This is a genomic window from Pseudomonas sp. B5(2017), assembly GCF_002112825.1.
Taxonomy (GTDB): domain Bacteria; phylum Pseudomonadota; class Gammaproteobacteria; order Pseudomonadales; family Pseudomonadaceae; genus Aquipseudomonas; species Aquipseudomonas putida_Z.
Genome location: NZ_NEIR01000002.1, coordinates 461,343 through 476,449, shown reverse-complemented (window position 1 = coordinate 476,449; position 15,107 = coordinate 461,343). Strand labels below are relative to the sequence as shown.

The following is a 15,107-nucleotide window of genomic DNA, read 5'->3' as shown; positions in this document are numbered from 1 at the left end:
CGGCGGCCGCTGTTCATGGCCGCCCTGAACCACAGGTCGCCATGGAAGCCCTTCGCCGCCGCATCGAAACCCAGGTCATGAGCCTTACCGGGCTGGCCCTCGGCCAGCTCGATCTGGAATCGCCCAAGGGCGACCCCGGCCTGTTCGGCCCGCACAGCATCAGCTGGCGGGTACATGGCGACTTCCCGAGCATGCTGGTCGGTGGCATCAGCGCCCTCATGCTGCAATTGCTGCATCCGCTGGCCCTGGCCGGGGTGTGGGACCATTCCAACTTCCGTGAAGACCTGCTCGGCCGCCTGCGCCGCACCAGCCAATTCATTTCCGGCACCACCTTCGGCGCCACCCGCGATGCCGAGTGGCTGATCGACAAGGTGCGCACCATCCACCTGCAGGTGACCGGCACCGCGCCGGATGGCCGCCCATATGCGGCCAGCGACCCGGACCTGCTGACCTGGGTGCATGTGGCGGAAGTAAGCAGCTTCCTCGCGGCCCACCTGCGTTACCGCAACCCGCACCTTGCGCGCACCGAGCAGGATGCCTACTACGCAGAGATCGCGCTGATTGCCGAGCGCCTTGGCGCCCGCGACGTGCCGCGCTCGTGCCAGCAGGTCGAGGACTACCTGCAGCGCATGCGGCCGCAGTTGCACTGCGACGCCCGCAGCCATGAGGTGGTCAGCATCCTGCTCGATGCCCCCGCCCCCAGCCGCCTGGCACAGCCGGTGGGCAAGCTGATGCTGCACGCCGGCATCGACCTGCTGCCGGCCTGGGCCCAGGCCATGCTCGACCTGCAGCACGGCCCGTTGCAGCGGCGCATGATCCGCCTGGGGCTGCAACGCACCGCGCCAGTACTGCGCTGGGCGATGCGCGACGGCTCGGCGCATCGGGCCAAACGGCGCATGGGTATCGAATGAGGTCAGATGGTCGCCTCAGCGGAACTGATTTAACGTGCCATACTCCAAGCTCTCCTGCTTAGACAGACGAAGCGACACATGTACAAAGGATTGACTCGCGCCGCTGGCGCACTGCTGGCCCTCGTAGCCCTCTACAGCCTTCTCGGCTTTCTCGTTCTCCCCGGTGTCGCGCTGCGCATCGCCAACCAGCAGTTGGCCCAGTACGCGACCGTGCCTGCCCACCTCGAACGGATCGAGCTCAACCCCTTCAGCCTCGAGCTGACGCTGTGGGGCCTGCAGATCGGCGAGCCGGGCAAGGAGCAGGTCGGCTTCGAGCGGCTGTACGCCAACCTCTCGCTCGACAGCCTGTGGAGCGGTGCCCTGCACCTGGACGCCGTGGAACTGGTCAAACCACGCAACGAAGTACTGTTCGCCAAGGACGGTATCCTCAACCTGACCCGCCTGTTCAAGCTGCCAGCCAGCGAAGCCAAGCCCGACGAGCCGCCCAGCGACCCGTTCCCGCTACGCATCGGCAGCATCAAGCTCAGCGACGGCTACCTGCACTTCGAGGACCTGCGCCCGAGCGAGCCGATCGAGTTCCTCTACGACAACATGAACCTGGAGCTGAAAAACCTCAGCACCCTGCCCAACGACAATGCCGACATGACCCTGGTGGCCATCGGCCCCAACGGCGGGCGTATCGACTGGAAAGGTACCCTGAGTCTGGCGCCGATCGCCTCTGAAGGCACACTGAAGATCACCGAAGGCAAGATGAAGGCATTCTGGCCCTATGTGCGCGATGCCGTGCCACTGGTGCTGGAAGAGGGCGTGGTCAGCCTCGACACCCACTACAAGCTCAACCTTGCCAAACAGACCGAACTGTTGCTGGACAACGCGTCGGTGCGCATCGCACCGTTTGCCATCAAGGCCCCGGATGGCCGGCCGCTGGCACGCCTGGCAAGCCTGGAGGTAAGCGAAACCTCGGTCGACCTGGTCAAGCAGCTGGTCACCGTGGGCAAGATCCGCAGCGAAAAGCTGGAAACCTGGGCTGCGCTGGAAAAGGACGGCCAGCTCGATTGGCAGAAGCTGTTCGCCAGCCAGCCGCCCAAAGCTACGCCGAAGGAAAAGGCCGAGCCGGCAGCCGCCGAACCCACGCCCGAACAGCAAGCCGCCAAGGAGCCGAGCAAACCCTGGCAGGTGCTGCTCAAGGATGTGCAACTGCGTAACTACCTGGTGCACCTGGCAGACCGTACCCAGAAGGAGCCGGTGGCCCTCGACGTCGGCCCGCTCAACGCCGACCTGCAAGGTTTCGACAGCCTCAACAAGTCGCCCTTCACCCTCAAGCTCGATACCGGCGTGGGCAAGCAAGGCAAACTGCAGGCGGCCGGCCAGATCAACCTGGCGCCCATCTGGGCCAAGCTGGACGTGAGCACCCGCGACATCGACCTGCGAGTGGCCCAGGCCTATATCAGCCCGTTCATCCTGCTGGAGCTGCGCAGCGGCATGCTCGCCAGCGACCTCAAGGTCGACCTGAAGAACACCGCACCGCTGGCCTTCAGCGTTACCGGCAAGGCACAGGTCAGCCAGCTGCACACCCTCGACACCATCAAGAGCCGTGACTTCGTCAAATGGCAGCAGGTGAACGTCGACGGCCTGTCCTACGTGCACGGCGATGCTCTGTCGATCGACAAGGTGACCCTGCTGCAACCCTATGCGCGCTTCATCATCAACGAGGACCGCACCACCAACATCAACGACCTGCTGATTCCGCAGCCGGCCGGCGCCCCGGCGACCAGCCAGGCCAAGCCGGCCGCTGCCAGCAACGACAAGCCGCTGGGCATCCACATCGGCCAGATCGACATCAACGACGGCTCGGCCAACTTCGCCGACCTGTCCCTCACCCCCAACTTCGCCACGGCCATCCAGCAGCTCAACGGCCGGATCGGCACCATCGACAACCGCAAGCCGGTGCCGGCCAAGGTCGACGTCAAGGGCAAGGTCGACCGCTACGCGCCGGTCACCATCAAAGGCGCCCTCAACCCGTTCAACCCGCTGGCCAGCCTGGACATCGCCACCAGCTTCAAGCGGGTCGAGCTGACCACACTCACCCCCTACTCCGGCAAGTTCGCCGGCTTCCGCATCCGCAAGGGCCGGCTCAACCTCGACCTGCACTACCTGATCACCAATGGCCAGCTGAAGGCTGAAAACAAGGTGGTGGTAGAGCAGCTGCAGTTGGGCGAGAAGGTCGACAGCCCGGACGCCGTGGACCTGCCGATCCGCCTGGCGGTGGCGCTGCTGAAGGACACTGAAGGCAAGATCTCGATCGAGCTGCCGGTGTCCGGCGACCTCAACAACCCGCAGTTCAGCGTGATGCCGATCGTCTGGCAAACCCTGCGCAACCTGGTGTTGCGTGCGGCGCAGGCACCGTTCAAGTTCATTGGCGGGCTGGTTGCCGGCGGTGGCTCGGAAGACCTGGGCAACGTGGCCTTCGCCCCGGGCTCCAGCGAGCTCGGTAGCGACGCCCAGGCATCGCTGGACAAGCTGGCGTCGGCCCTGAAGGAACGCCCGGAACTGCGCCTGGAAATCGAAGGCACCAGCGCCCAGGCCAGCGATGGCCCGCTGATCGCCCAGCAGCGCCTGGAGCGCGAGTACCAGGCCACCTGGTACAAGATCCTGCAGCGTCGCGGTGACAAGGTGCCGGCCAATGCCTCGATGCTGGTGGTCGACGACAGTGACAAACCGGCGATGCTCGAAGGCATCTACCGTAACCGCCTGAAGCAGCAGCCGCCTGCCGAATGGGAGCAACTGGGCCGCGACGAGCGCACCGCCAAGCTGCGCGAGGCGGTGATCAAGTCCTGGGCCGAGAGTACTGCGCTACTGCGCACGCTGGGCCAGGAGCGGGCCAGCAGCATCAAGGATTACCTGGTGGACAAAGGCCAGCTGGAAGATGATCGGGTGTACTTCATCGATACCAACCTGGGCCAGGCCGAGAGCGATGGGCGGGTGGTGACGCCGATGCATCTGGATGCCGAGTAACTTCTACTAGCAGGGCTGGCCTCTTCGCGGGTAAACCCGCTCCCACAAGGTATGCGCCGGCCTTGAGCTGTGCGCGATCCCTGTGGGAGCGGGCAGGCCCGCGAAGAGGCCGGTACAGGCTTCACACCAAACGCTGCCCCGACACCGCCGGATGGTACAACGGCTGCACCTTGTTCCCTGCCGGGTCCAACAGGTGGAAGCTGCGCGCCCCGTCACCATGGTTGAACGGCCGGTCCAGCAAGGTCACGCCGTGCGCCTTGAAGTACTGGTACCAGGCTTCCAGCTCCTCCACGCTATCGACGATGAACCCATAGTGGTCCAGGGTCTGCAACCCATTGGCCGCCCCTGCCCCACGCCCCAGCGACAGGTTGTCGTTACCACAAGTGAGGTACACCAGGTCTTCGTTGGCGCGGTTCAGCACTTCCATGCCCAGCACATCGACGTAGAAGCGTTCACACTCCTCCAGGTTGGGTACCAACAAGGCAATATGACGCAGGCCGTTCAGGCGGCCAGGGCGTGCAGGCAATTCGGACATTGGCGAGGCTCCATTTTTGTATACAATTCATAATAGAATTTAAAACAAAAGGAGAGCCTTGTGTATAGCCTGTTCATCAAGACCCGAGTGAAGCCCGGTTGCGCCGAGGAATTTCTGACTGCGATCAAGATCAATGCCGCGGCTTCCGTTGCCAACGAGCCTGGCTGCCTGGTGTTCGATGTGTCGCAGGACCGGGTCGATCCGGAGGTGATCTACCTGTACGAGATCTACCGCGATGATGCGGCGTATGACGCGCATACGCAGACTGCGCACTTTCGCGATAGCCGGCCGTTGGTCGAGCCGCTGATCGTCGAGCAGGAATGCTTCGAGAGTGAGGTGATTGCGCGTAACCCGGTTTACTAGCCACCAATGAAAAGCCCCGGCAAATAGCCGGGGCTCGGAGCGAAAGTGGCCAAATCCTTTTGGCCGACGGGACATTCCTTATTCGGCTTTCAGACCGTCCGACATCACACTCTTGACGCCTTTGATGTTCTTGGTAATACGAACAGCTTCTTCTTTCTGGGACTGAGTCACCGCCACGTCAGACGACAGCGAGACGACACCTTGGCTGGTCTCGACTTTGATGTCGCTGCCTGGAATACCTTTTTCAGTCAGCAGGTCCGCTTTCACTTTGGTGGTGATCCAGGTGTCAGAACCTTCCTGCTTGGCGTTGTCCACGGTATTGGCGGCCAACATGACTGGAGCCTGGGTTGGCTCTGCAGCGAATGCGCCGTTAGCCATGGTCAGGGTCAGGGCGGTAGCAGTAGCGGCAGCAATGGCGAACTTCTTCATGTGAGTCACTCCTGTTTTTCGAAAGGTCTGCGCCGTATGTCCTGGCGTCAGATATGAAGGTAGTTGCACGCGCTGTGCCAGATTTTCCGCTTCGCTTGTTTCTTTTAAAATCAATAAGTTAGCGAAAAACCAGCATTCCCGTCGTCGTGCATTTTGCAATCTGCACGGTAAACCTGCATGCAAGATGCAAGTCCGCAAAAGGTTCCCTTTCGCCCATGAAAAAAGGGCCCCGAAGGGCCCTTTTCCTGTTGCGTGGCAGTCGCTTAGACGCCCGAGGCCTTGGCCGCGGCAACGTCCTTGATCGACAGCTTGATACGGCCGCGGTTGTCCACGTCCAGTACCAGTACTTCGACTTCCTGGCCTTCTTTCAGGATGTCGGTGACTTTCTCGACGCGAGCATCGCTCAGCATGGAGATGTGCACCAGGCCGTCCTTGCCAGGCAGGATGTTGACGAAGGCACCGAAGTCGACGATGCGCTCGACCTTACCGACGTAGATCTTGCCGATCTCGGCCTCGGCGGTGATGCCCAGGATGCGCTGCTTGGCAGCCTCTGCCGCTTCCTTGGTTTCGCCGAAGATCTTGATCGAGCCATCGTCTTCGATGTCGATCGAAGCCTTGGTCTCTTCGCAGATGGCGCGAATGGTGGCACCACCTTTACCGATGACGTCACGGATCTTGTCGGTGTCGATCTTCATCGCGATCATGGTCGGGGCGTTGGCCGACAGCTCGCTACGCGACTGGGCGATGATCTGGTTCATCTGGCCGAGGATGTTCAGGCGCGCTTCCAGGGCCTGGCCCAGGGCGATTTCCATGATCTCTTCGGTGATGCCGTTGATCTTGATGTCCATCTGCAGCGCAGTAACACCCTTGGCGGTACCGGCTACCTTGAAGTCCATGTCGCCCAGGTGGTCTTCGTCACCCAGGATGTCGGTCAGGACGGCGAACTTGTCACCTTCCTTGACCAGGCCCATGGCGATACCGGCAACCGGTGCCTTCATCGGTACACCGGCGTCCATCAGGGCCAGGGAAGCACCACAGACCGAAGCCATGGAGCTGGAACCGTTGGATTCGGTGATTTCCGATACCACGCGGATGGTGTAAGGGAAGTCGCTGTCGCTCGGCAGCATGGCCTGCACGCCACGACGGGCCAGGCGGCCGTGGCCGATTTCACGACGGCCGGCGCCGCCCATGCGACCGCACTCACCCACCGAGAATGGCGGGAAGTTGTAGTGCAGCATGAACGGGTCTTTCTTCTCGCCTTCCAGGGTGTCCAGCAGCTGGGCGTCACGGGCAGTACCCAGGGTCGCGACGACCAGGGCCTGGGTTTCGCCACGGGTGAACAGCGCCGAACCGTGGGTCTTCGGCAATACGCCGACTTCGATGTTCAGTGGGCGCACGGTGCGGGTGTCACGGCCGTCGATACGCGGTTTGCCGTTGACGATGTTCTCGCGGACGGTGCGGTATTCCAGCTCGCCGAAGATGTCCTTGATGGCGCCGGCGGACGGGCCGGTCTCTTCGTTGCTCAGACGGGCAACAGCCTCGTCGCGCAGCTGGCCCAGGCGGTTGTAACGGTCAGCCTTCTGGGTGATGGTGTAGGCCTGCGAAACGGCTTCGCCGAACTCGCCACGCACCAGGTTCATCAGCTCGACGTTGGCTGGGGCTGGCTGCCAGTCCCAGGTCGGCTTGCCGGCTTCGGCGGCCAGTTCCTTGACGGCCTGGATCACGGCCTGGAATTCGTCGTGGGCGAACAGTACGGCGCCCAGCATCTGGTCTTCGGTCAGCTCTTTGGCTTCCGATTCAACCATCAGTACAGCGTCGGAGGTACCGGCAACGACCATGTCCAGGCTCGAGGCAGCCAGTTGCTCGTAGGTCGGGTTCAGCAGGTAGCCGGTGCTTTCGTGGAAGGCAACGCGAGCGGCGCCGATCGGGCCTTCGAACGGAATGCCGGAAATGGCCAGGGCAGCCGAGGTACCGATCATCGCAGCGATGTCAGGGTCGGTCTTCTTGCTGGTGGAAACCACGGTGCAGACTACCTGCACTTCGTTCATGAAGCCTTCCGGGAACAGCGGACGGATCGGACGGTCGATCAGGCGCGAGGTCAGGGTCTCTTTCTCGGAAGGACGGCCTTCACGCTTGAAGAAGCCACCCGGGATCTTGCCGGCGGCGTAGGTCTTTTCCTGGTAGTGGACCGACAGCGGGAAGAAACCCTTGCCTGGATCGGCCTGTTTGGCGCCTACCACAGTCACCAGCACGGTGACGTCGTTGTCGACGGTCACCAGCACGGCGCCGGTTGCCTGACGGGCAATACGGCCCGTTTCGAGAGTAACGGTCGATTGACCGAACTGGAAAGTCTTGATTACCGGGTTCACGGTTTCCTACCTTTTTCAGTGGCTCTTGGGGGAACTGGTTTCTTGCGAATTCTTGGGCAGAACGGGGAATCGGCCCCATTGACCGTCCAGATACAACACGAGGCTGGGAGCCTGGCACCAAGCGGAAAATCCGCTCAGCATTGCCAGGCTGCCAACCTCGGAGATACGCGTGGCGTGTCCAACGGCAGCACTGCAAAACAGCCCTGCCGAAGCCTGCGACACGCCATGCACACCACTGGCCAGGCCGCTATTAGCGACGCAGACCCAGGCGACCGATCAGGGCGCTGTAACGAGTGGTGTCTTTGCCCTTCAGGTAGTCCAGCAGCTTACGACGCTGGTTGACCATACGAATCAGACCACGACGGGAGTGGTGGTCTTTGTCGTTGGCCTTGAAGTGGCCTTGCAGCTTGTTGATGTTGGCGGTCAGCAGAGCAACCTGCACTTCCGGGCTACCGGTATCGCCGGCGGCTTGCTGGTATTCGGCAACGATCTGAGCTTTTTCTTCAACGCTGAGGGCCATTTGGCTTCTCCTGATAACGGATCCCGCATGCGGGGTCCAATAGGCCAGGGACAAATCCCTGTATTAATAAAAAAGGTGTGACCGTGCCTACTGACAGCCACCCTTGGTGCCGTGGGGCCTGGCAACTGCCTGGCCTCACGGTTTCGGTCATTCCGACCGAATCAGCCGACGCGGCGCAATGCGCCCGTCTTCGCTCACTTCACCGATACCGATGAAGCGTGCATTGTGATCCTGTACCCGGACCATGCCAAATTGTGGCGCGTCCGGCGCGCGTACCGCCTGCCCATGCAGCCAGTAGAACGCACTGTGTTCGGACAGGCACACCAGCGGCCAGTCCTGCAGGCCGCTGTCCGAGGGCATGAGGAAGCGGTCGAGCGCTTCGTTGCCGCCTTCGGCGTGGGCCTGTTCGAGTTCCTCGAGGGTGACCGTCTGTGCCAGCGCGAAAGGCCCGGCCTGGGTCCTGCGCAGCTCGGCGACATAGGCGCCGCAGCCAAGGGCCTCGCCGATATCCTCCACCAGGGTGCGGATATAGGTGCCTTTGCTGCATCCTACGCTCAACCGTGCACGGGTGCCTTCGCACTCGAGCAACTCCAAGCGGCCAATAGTAACAGAACGCGCCTCGCGCTCCACTACCTCTCCTGCACGTGCCAGCTTGTACAGCGGCTGGCCGTCACGCTTGAGCGCCGAGTACATCGGCGGTATCTGGCTGATCTGGCCACGAAAACGCGGCAGCAGGGCCTCGATGTCGGCGCGACCAACGGTCACCTCGCGGGTCTGCAGCACCTCACCTTCGGCATCACCGGTGTTGGTAGTCTGCCCCATCTGCATGACCGTTTCGTAGCCCTTGTCGGAATCGAGCAGGTACTGCGAAAACTTGGTCGCTTCGCCGAAGCACAGCGGCAGCACGCCCGTTGCCAGCGGGTCGAGGCTGCCGGTGTGGCCGGCCTTTTCCGCGTTGAGCAGCCAGCGCACCTTTTGCAGGGCGGCGTTGGAGGTGAAGCCCAGCGGCTTGTCGAGCAGGATGATGCCGCTGACGTTGCGGCGGATACGTTTGACCTGGGCCACCGCTTACTCCTCGGCGTCCGGCTTGTCGGCATCCTTGTGCAGACGGTCTTCGGCGACCGCGCGCTCGATCAGTGCCGACAGGTGGACACCGCGGCTGACGCTTTCGTCGAAGTGGAAATGCAGTTGCGGCACGCTGCGCAGCTGCATCGAGCGGCCCAGGTGCAGGCGCAGGAAGCTGGCGGCGCTGTTCAGGGCCTTGAGCGACTGCTGCACTGCGTCTGGCGTTTCTTCGCCCATGACGGTGATGAAGACCTTGGCATGGCCTAGGTCGCGGCTGACATCCACAGCGGTGATGGTGACCAGACCTACGCGGGGGTCCTTGACTTCACGGCGGATCAGCTCGGCCAGCTCGCGCTGCATCTGATCACCGATACGTTGGGTACGGCTGTATTCTTTGGCCATTCTTGCTACCTGTAACTTAAAGCGGCAAACGCCCGGTCAGGCTGATGCCTGACCGGGCGCTACCTACTGAGGCACTGCCCACCGCCCTGCGGCGGGGGCTGGCGCCCTGCTCACCCTTAAAGGGTACGAGCAACCTGGACTTTCTCGAAGACTTCGATCTTGTCGCCGACCTTGACGTCGTTGTAGCTCTTCACGCCAATACCGCACTCCATGCCGTTACGCACTTCGGAGGCATCGTCCTTGAATCGACGCAGCGACTCCAGTTCGCCTTCGAAGATCACAACGTCTTCGCGCAGTACGCGGATCGGACGGTTGCGGTACACGGTACCCTCGATGACCATACAGCCAGCGATGGCGCCAAACTTCGGCGAACGGAACACGTCACGTACTTCGGCGACACCCAGGATGTTCTCGCGAACATCGCTGCCGAGCATGCCGGTCAGGGCCTTCTTGACGTCTTCGATGATGTCGTAGATCACGTTGTAGTAACGCATATCCAGACCTTCCTGCTCGACGATCTTGCGCGCGCCGGCATCGGCACGCACGTTGAAGCCGAACAGTACTGCATTCGAAGCCAGCGCCAGGTTGGCGTCGCTTTCGGTGATACCACCGACGCCGCCACCGATCACGCGTACCTGAACTTCGTCGTTGCCCAGGCCCGACAGCGAACCCTGCAGTGCTTCCAGGGAACCACGCACGTCGGTCTTGAGGACGATGTTGAGGGTCTTCTTCTCTTCCTGACCCATGGTCTCGAAGATGTTTTCCAGCTTGCCGGCGTGAGCACGGGCCAGCTTGACCTCGCGGTACTTGCCTTGACGGAACAGGGCAACTTCACGGGCCTTCTTCTCGTCGGCAACAACGGACAGCTCGTCACCGGCTTCCGGGGTACCGTCCAGGCCGAGGATTTCGACCGGGATCGACGGGCCGGCTTCCTTCACAGGCTTGCCGTTCTCGTCGAGCATGGCGCGCACGCGGCCATAGTTGGAACCGCACAGGACCATGTCGCCCTGACGCAGGGTACCGTCCTGAACCAGGATGGTAGCCACCGGGCCACGGCCCTTGTCCAGGCGCGATTCGACAACCACGCCACGACCTGGAGCGGTCGGGGTAGCGGTCAGCTCGAGGATCTCGGCCTGCAGCAGGACAGCTTCGAGCAGTTCGTCGACGCCGGTACCCATCTTCGCCGAAACCTTGACGAACGGAGTGTCACCACCCCAGTCCTCGGAGGTCACGCCTTCGACGGCCAGCTCGTTGCGGATGCGATCGATATCGGCACCCGGCTTGTCGATCTTGTTCACCGCAACCACCAGCGGAACGCCAGCTGCCTTGGCATGCTGAACGGCTTCGCGGGTTTGCGGCATCACGCCGTCGTCCGCCGCCACCACCAGGATGACGATGTCGGTAGCCTTGGCACCACGGGCACGCATTGCGGTGAACGCAGCGTGGCCTGGGGTATCGAGGAAGGTGACCATGCCGCGGTCGGTTTCCACGTGGTAGGCACCGATGTGCTGGGTAATACCACCGGCTTCGCCAGCGGCAACCTTGGCACGACGGATGTAGTCGAGCAGCGAGGTCTTGCCGTGGTCAACGTGACCCATGACGGTAACGACCGGCGCACGCGATTCGACTTCACCTTCGAATTTCAGCGATTCGGCCAGGGAGTCTTCCAAGGCGGTATCGCTGACCAGGGTCACTTTGTGGCCCAGTTCTTCGGCGACCAGCTGAGCGGTTTCCTGGTCGAGCACCTGGTTGATGGTGACCGGGGTACCCAGCTTGAACATGAACTTGACCACTTCAGCGGCCTTGACCGACATCTGTTGGGCCAGTTCCGAGACGGTGATGGTCTCGCCGATGGTCACGTCACGGATGACTGGACCGGTCGGGTTCTGGAAGCCGTGCTGATTGCGCTTCTTCAGCTTGCTCTTGCCACCGCGGCCACGGCGTACGCCATCGCTCTCTTCATCGGTGGTGCGCGGTGCGGCACGAGGAGTCGGAGCCTTTTCCTTCTCCTTGACCTTGACCTTGATCGACACGCGCGGGGCCTCGCCACGACGCTCGCCACCACGACGGTCTTCGTCACGGGTGCGGCCTTCGTTGCGACGGGCTTCGTCCTTCTTGCGCTCGGCGGCACGGGCTGCGGCGTCTTCGGACGCCGGGGCATCGGCAACTACCGGGGCCGGGGCAGCGGCTGGCGCCGACTCTGGCTTGGCGGCAGGCGCAGGGGCTGCAGCAGCGGTATCGGCGGCCTGACGGCGAGCCTGCTCTTCGTTGCGCTGGCGAACTTCGGCCTCGACCTTCTCGCGAGCGGCATTTTCAGCCGCGCGGCGCTCATCCAGTTCACGCTTCTGCTCAGCCTGGATTTCTTCCGGGCTGCGCTGCACGAATACTTTCTTCTTGCGTACTTCTACGCTGATGCTCTTGCTACCGGCGACACGCAGGGTGCTGGTGGTTTTGCGCTGCAAGGTAATCTTGCGCGGTTCTTCCGCCTTGCTCTTGTGGCTGCTCTTCAAATGAGTCAGCAAGGTCTGCTTCTCATTGTCGGTCACTACCTGACCGGCGTCGGTGTGCGGCAGACCTGCCTCACGCATCTGCTGCAGCAGGCGCTCTACCGGTGCCTCGACCTCTTGGGCCAGTTCTTTCACCGTGACTTGCGTCATGCACTTCTCTCCTCAGGCCGCGCCTAATTACTCGAACCAGTGGGCTCGGGCGGCCATGATCAACTTGCCGGCACGCTCTTCGTCGATGCCGTCGATGTCGAGCAGATCGTCGATCGACTGCTCGGCCAGGTCTTCGCGGTTAACCACGCCGCGCACCGCCAGTTCCGCCGCCAGGTCCTTGTCCATGCCCTCGAGGGAGAGCAGGTCGTCAGCCGGATGGGCGTCTGCCAGTTTTTCTTCGGTAGCGATGGCCTTGGTCAACAAACGGTCCTTGGCTCGAGCGCGGAGCTCGTTGACGATATCTTCGTCAAAGCCATCGATGTTGAGCATTTCTTCCAACGGTACGTAGGCAATTTCTTCGAGGCTGGTGAAGCCTTCGTCGACCAGCACTTGGGCCAGCTCCTCGTCGACTTCCAGTTCATCGATGAAATTGCGCAGGATGTCACCGGTTTCGGCCTGCTGCTTGGCCTGGATGTCCTTCTCGGTCATCACGTTCAGGGTCCAGCCGGTCAGCTGACTGGCCAGGCGAACGTTCTGACCGCCACGACCAATGGCCTGGGCCAGGTTGTCCTCGGCAACGGCGATGTCCATGGCATGGGCATCTTCATCAACGATGATCGCCGCGACTTCAGCCGGCGACATGGCGTTGATGACAAACTGCGCCGGGTTATCGTCCCACAGGACGATATCCACACGCTCACCACCCAGCTCCCCGGATACGGCCTGGACGCGCGAACCACGCATGCCGATGCAGGCGCCTTGCGGGTCGATGCGCTTGTCCTTGGAGCGGACGGCGATCTTGGCTCGCGAACCCGGATCACGGGAGGCAGCCATGACTTCGATGAGGCCTTCGGCAATTTCCGGCACTTCGATGCGGAAAAGCTCGATCAGCATCTGTGGCGCGGTGCGCGACAGGATCAGCTGAGGGCCACGGTTCTCGGTGCGAATTTCCTTGAGCAGCGCACGCAGGCGCACGCCAACACGGAAGGTCTCACGCGGAATGATGTCTTCGCGGGCCAGCAGGGCCTCGGCGTTGTTGCCCAGGTCAACGATGACGTTGTCGCGGGTAACCTTTTTGACGGTGCCGGAGATGATCTCGCCAACGCGCTCGCGGTAGGCATCGACCACCTGGGCACGCTCGGCCTCACGGACCTTCTGCACGATGACCTGCTTGGCGGTCTGGGCGGCGATACGACCGAACTCGATGGACTCGATCTTCTCTTCGATTACGTCACCGACCTTGGCTTCAGGGTGGGTTTCGTGAATCTTGCTCAACCAGGTCTCGATCGCCGGATCATCAAGATCGGCTTCGTCGACCACGGTCCAGCGACGGAAGGTCTCGTAGCTACCGGTGTGGCGGTTGATTTCCACACGCAGGTCGACTTCGTCTTCAAAACGTTTTTTGGTTGCAGTGGCCAGTGCCACTTCCAGCGCTTCGAAAATGACGCCGGGCGGTACACCTTTTTCGTTGGATACCGATTCAACAACCAGCAGTACTTCTTTGCTCATCGTACGCCTCGCCTTGCGCAAGCCATTGGGCCCGGATAGTCCGCCGGGCCCGGCACGTCTCAGTCAAAACTGGGAATAATATTGGCCTTGTCGATCGAGTCGATCGGCAACAGGAACTCTTGATTGTCCACCTGGACCACCACATCCTGCTCCTCCACACCGCGGAGAAGGCCCTGGAAGTTACGACGACCCTCGAAGGGTGAGCGCAGCTTGATCTTCACTTGTTCGCCGGCATGCGAGGCAAACTGTTCCAGAGTGAACAGTGGGCGATCCATGCCTGGAGAAGACACCTCGAGGGTGTATTCGCTGCTGATCGGATCTTCCACATCGAGAATTGCGCTGGCCTGACGGCTGACCGCTTCGCAGTCGTCCACCAGGATGCCGCCTTCCTTGTCGATGTAGATGCGCAGTACCGAATGCTTACCCTGGGAAACGTATTCGATCCCCCAGCATTGATAGCCCAGACCCTCGACAACCGGGGCCAACAAGGCCTGCAACTGTTCTAGCTTGCTCGACACCTGAACCCCCTCGTGCATGCTGTGCAAATAAAAAATGGGCGAAGCGCCCATCCCTGAAAGCGCCGTTGGACAACGACGCCGAAAACTGTTCGGTTAGCAAAAAGCCCCTGAAAAGGGGCTCCGCTGAAGCTGGTTGCGGGGGCTGGATTTGAACCAACGACCTTCGGGTTATGAGCCCGACGAGCTACCAAGCTGCTCCACCCCGCGACAAAGCTGGGGCGAAAGTATAAGACCGAACCCTCCTGAGGGTCAAATCCGAACCTTCACCTGCAAGAAAGCCCGCTAAAGCGGGCTCTCAAGCTTTAATTGGTACCGAGAAGGGGACTCGAACCCCTACACCCTATGGGCACAACCACCTCAAGGTTGCGTGTCTACCAATTCCACCACCTCGGCAATACTACTACTTGAAAACCGTTACTTCTGCTCTTGTGCTGGAGGAGGTACATCACCCGTATTAGGAGTGGTTTCGCTCTTCTGCTGCTGGAGCACCGGTACATCATCATTAACTGCCGGTTTCTGCGGCTCTTTCACTTCTAGCACTGCTGGATCTGGAAGACCTGCTTGGCTAAGCTGGTGAGCTTGTTGCTTCGCGAAGTATCCTAACCCAAGTGCTGTCAAAAAGAAAGTGGCAGCGAGTATAGCAGTTAATTTACTCAGGAACGTTGCAGAGCCCTGGCTCCCGAACACGGTATTTGAAGCACCCGCGCCGAAAGATGCACCTGCTTCCGCACCTTTACCCTGTTGCAACAGAACCAGCACTACAAGCGACAGCGCTGCCAACAGATGAAAAACAACGATGACTGTTTCCAGCATT

13 protein-coding genes and 2 tRNA genes are annotated in these 15,107 nt (G+C 61.5%); 3 read left to right on the top strand and 12 right to left on the bottom strand.

Going from position 1 to position 15,107, the window contains the following annotated elements; translation table 11 throughout:
- Window positions 1-41: 41 nt before the first annotated feature.
- Window positions 42-911, top strand: a complete 870-nt coding sequence (locus CAG00_RS04905; protein WP_085663616.1) for an oxygenase MpaB family protein — start codon at window positions 42-44, stop codon at window positions 909-911.
- A 78-nt stretch (window positions 912-989) separates the two neighbouring features.
- The gene (locus tag CAG00_RS04900) at window positions 990-3,926 is read left to right on the top strand and encodes a DUF748 domain-containing protein (RefSeq protein ID WP_085663615.1); all 2,937 of its coding nucleotides are present in this window, start codon (window positions 990-992) and stop codon (window positions 3,924-3,926) included.
- Between the two features lie 121 nt (window positions 3,927-4,047).
- Here the strand turns inward: CAG00_RS04900 and CAG00_RS04895 are convergent, their stop codons facing one another.
- Window positions 4,048-4,461: a VOC family protein gene (locus tag CAG00_RS04895; protein WP_010955354.1), complete on the bottom strand. Its 414-nt coding sequence runs from the start codon at window positions 4,459-4,461 to the stop codon at window positions 4,048-4,050.
- A 60-nt stretch (window positions 4,462-4,521) separates the two neighbouring features.
- On the opposite strand from CAG00_RS04895, the gene CAG00_RS04890 reads away from it, so the two are divergent.
- Window positions 4,522-4,824 carry a putative quinol monooxygenase gene (locus CAG00_RS04890; protein ID WP_085663614.1) on the top strand — a complete coding sequence of 101 codons (303 nt, stop codon included), beginning with the start codon at window positions 4,522-4,524 and terminating at the stop codon, window positions 4,822-4,824.
- A gap of 78 nt (window positions 4,825-4,902) precedes the next feature.
- On the opposite strand, the gene CAG00_RS04885 is transcribed toward CAG00_RS04890, so the two are convergent.
- The 11 genes from CAG00_RS04885 to secG all read right to left on the bottom strand — a co-directional run bounded on the left by CAG00_RS04885 (window position 4,903) and on the right by secG (window position 15,106).
- Entirely contained in the window at window positions 4,903-5,253 is a 351-nt protein-coding gene (locus CAG00_RS04885) for a BON domain-containing protein (protein WP_025340697.1), read from the bottom strand.
- A 263-nt stretch (window positions 5,254-5,516) separates the two neighbouring features.
- On the bottom strand, window positions 5,517-7,622 hold the full coding sequence (gene pnp / locus CAG00_RS04880) for a polyribonucleotide nucleotidyltransferase (RefSeq protein WP_025340698.1): 2,106 nt from the start codon (window positions 7,620-7,622) through the stop codon (window positions 5,517-5,519).
- Between the two features lie 250 nt (window positions 7,623-7,872).
- A complete protein-coding gene (gene rpsO, locus CAG00_RS04870) occupies window positions 7,873-8,142 on the bottom strand; it encodes a 30S ribosomal protein S15 (protein ID WP_003249971.1) in 270 nt (89 codons plus the stop codon).
- Window positions 8,143-8,289: 147 nt separating this feature from the next.
- Entirely contained in the window at window positions 8,290-9,207 is a 918-nt protein-coding gene (gene truB, locus CAG00_RS04865; RefSeq protein ID WP_013974284.1) for a tRNA pseudouridine(55) synthase TruB, read from the bottom strand.
- Window positions 9,208-9,210: 3 nt separating this feature from the next.
- Entirely contained in the window at window positions 9,211-9,609 is a 399-nt protein-coding gene (gene rbfA, locus CAG00_RS04860; protein ID WP_025340699.1) for a 30S ribosome-binding factor RbfA, read from the bottom strand.
- A gap of 116 nt (window positions 9,610-9,725) precedes the next feature.
- Window positions 9,726-12,266 (bottom strand): translation initiation factor IF-2, encoded by a 2,541-nt coding sequence (gene infB / locus CAG00_RS04855; RefSeq protein ID WP_085663613.1) that lies wholly within the window; start codon window positions 12,264-12,266, stop codon window positions 9,726-9,728.
- Window positions 12,267-12,293: 27 nt separating this feature from the next.
- Complete coding sequence (gene nusA, locus CAG00_RS04850; protein ID WP_003258062.1) at window positions 12,294-13,775, bottom strand: transcription termination factor NusA; 1,482 nt, start codon at window positions 13,773-13,775, stop codon at window positions 12,294-12,296.
- Between the two features lie 59 nt (window positions 13,776-13,834).
- The gene (gene rimP, locus CAG00_RS04845; protein WP_003249960.1) at window positions 13,835-14,293 is read right to left on the bottom strand and encodes a ribosome maturation factor RimP; all 459 of its coding nucleotides are present in this window, start codon (window positions 14,291-14,293) and stop codon (window positions 13,835-13,837) included.
- Window positions 14,294-14,423: 130 nt separating this feature from the next.
- Window positions 14,424-14,500, bottom strand: a tRNA-Met gene (locus CAG00_RS04840).
- A gap of 100 nt (window positions 14,501-14,600) precedes the next feature.
- Window positions 14,601-14,686: transfer RNA gene (locus CAG00_RS04835), tRNA-Leu, on the bottom strand.
- Between the two features lie 21 nt (window positions 14,687-14,707).
- The gene (gene secG, locus CAG00_RS04830; protein WP_015271857.1) at window positions 14,708-15,106 is read right to left on the bottom strand and encodes a preprotein translocase subunit SecG; all 399 of its coding nucleotides are present in this window, start codon (window positions 15,104-15,106) and stop codon (window positions 14,708-14,710) included.
- Window position 15,107 lies beyond the last annotated feature (1 nt).

Bases quoted from the DNA above. Each gene is read 5' to 3' on its own strand.
- CAG00_RS04905 (WP_085663616.1), top strand. From the start codon at position 42: ATGGAAGCCCTTCGCCGCCGCATCGAAACCCAGGTCATGAGCCTTACC.
- CAG00_RS04900 (WP_085663615.1), top strand. From the start codon at position 990: ATGTACAAAGGATTGACTCGCGCCGCTGGCGCACTGCTGGCCCTCGTA.
- CAG00_RS04895 (WP_010955354.1), bottom strand. From the start codon at position 4,461: ATGTCCGAATTGCCTGCACGCCCTGGCCGCCTGAACGGCCTGCGTCAT.
- CAG00_RS04885 (WP_025340697.1), bottom strand. From the start codon at position 5,253: ATGAAGAAGTTCGCCATTGCTGCCGCTACTGCTACCGCCCTGACCCTG.
- rpsO (WP_003249971.1), bottom strand. From the start codon at position 8,142: ATGGCCCTCAGCGTTGAAGAAAAAGCTCAGATCGTTGCCGAATACCAG.
- rbfA (WP_025340699.1), bottom strand. From the start codon at position 9,609: ATGGCCAAAGAATACAGCCGTACCCAACGTATCGGTGATCAGATGCAG.
- infB (WP_085663613.1), bottom strand. From the start codon at position 12,266: ATGACGCAAGTCACGGTGAAAGAACTGGCCCAAGAGGTCGAGGCACCG.
- nusA (WP_003258062.1), bottom strand. From the start codon at position 13,775: ATGAGCAAAGAAGTACTGCTGGTTGTTGAATCGGTATCCAACGAAAAA.
- secG (WP_015271857.1), bottom strand. From the start codon at position 15,106: ATGCTGGAAACAGTCATCGTTGTTTTTCATCTGTTGGCAGCGCTGTCG.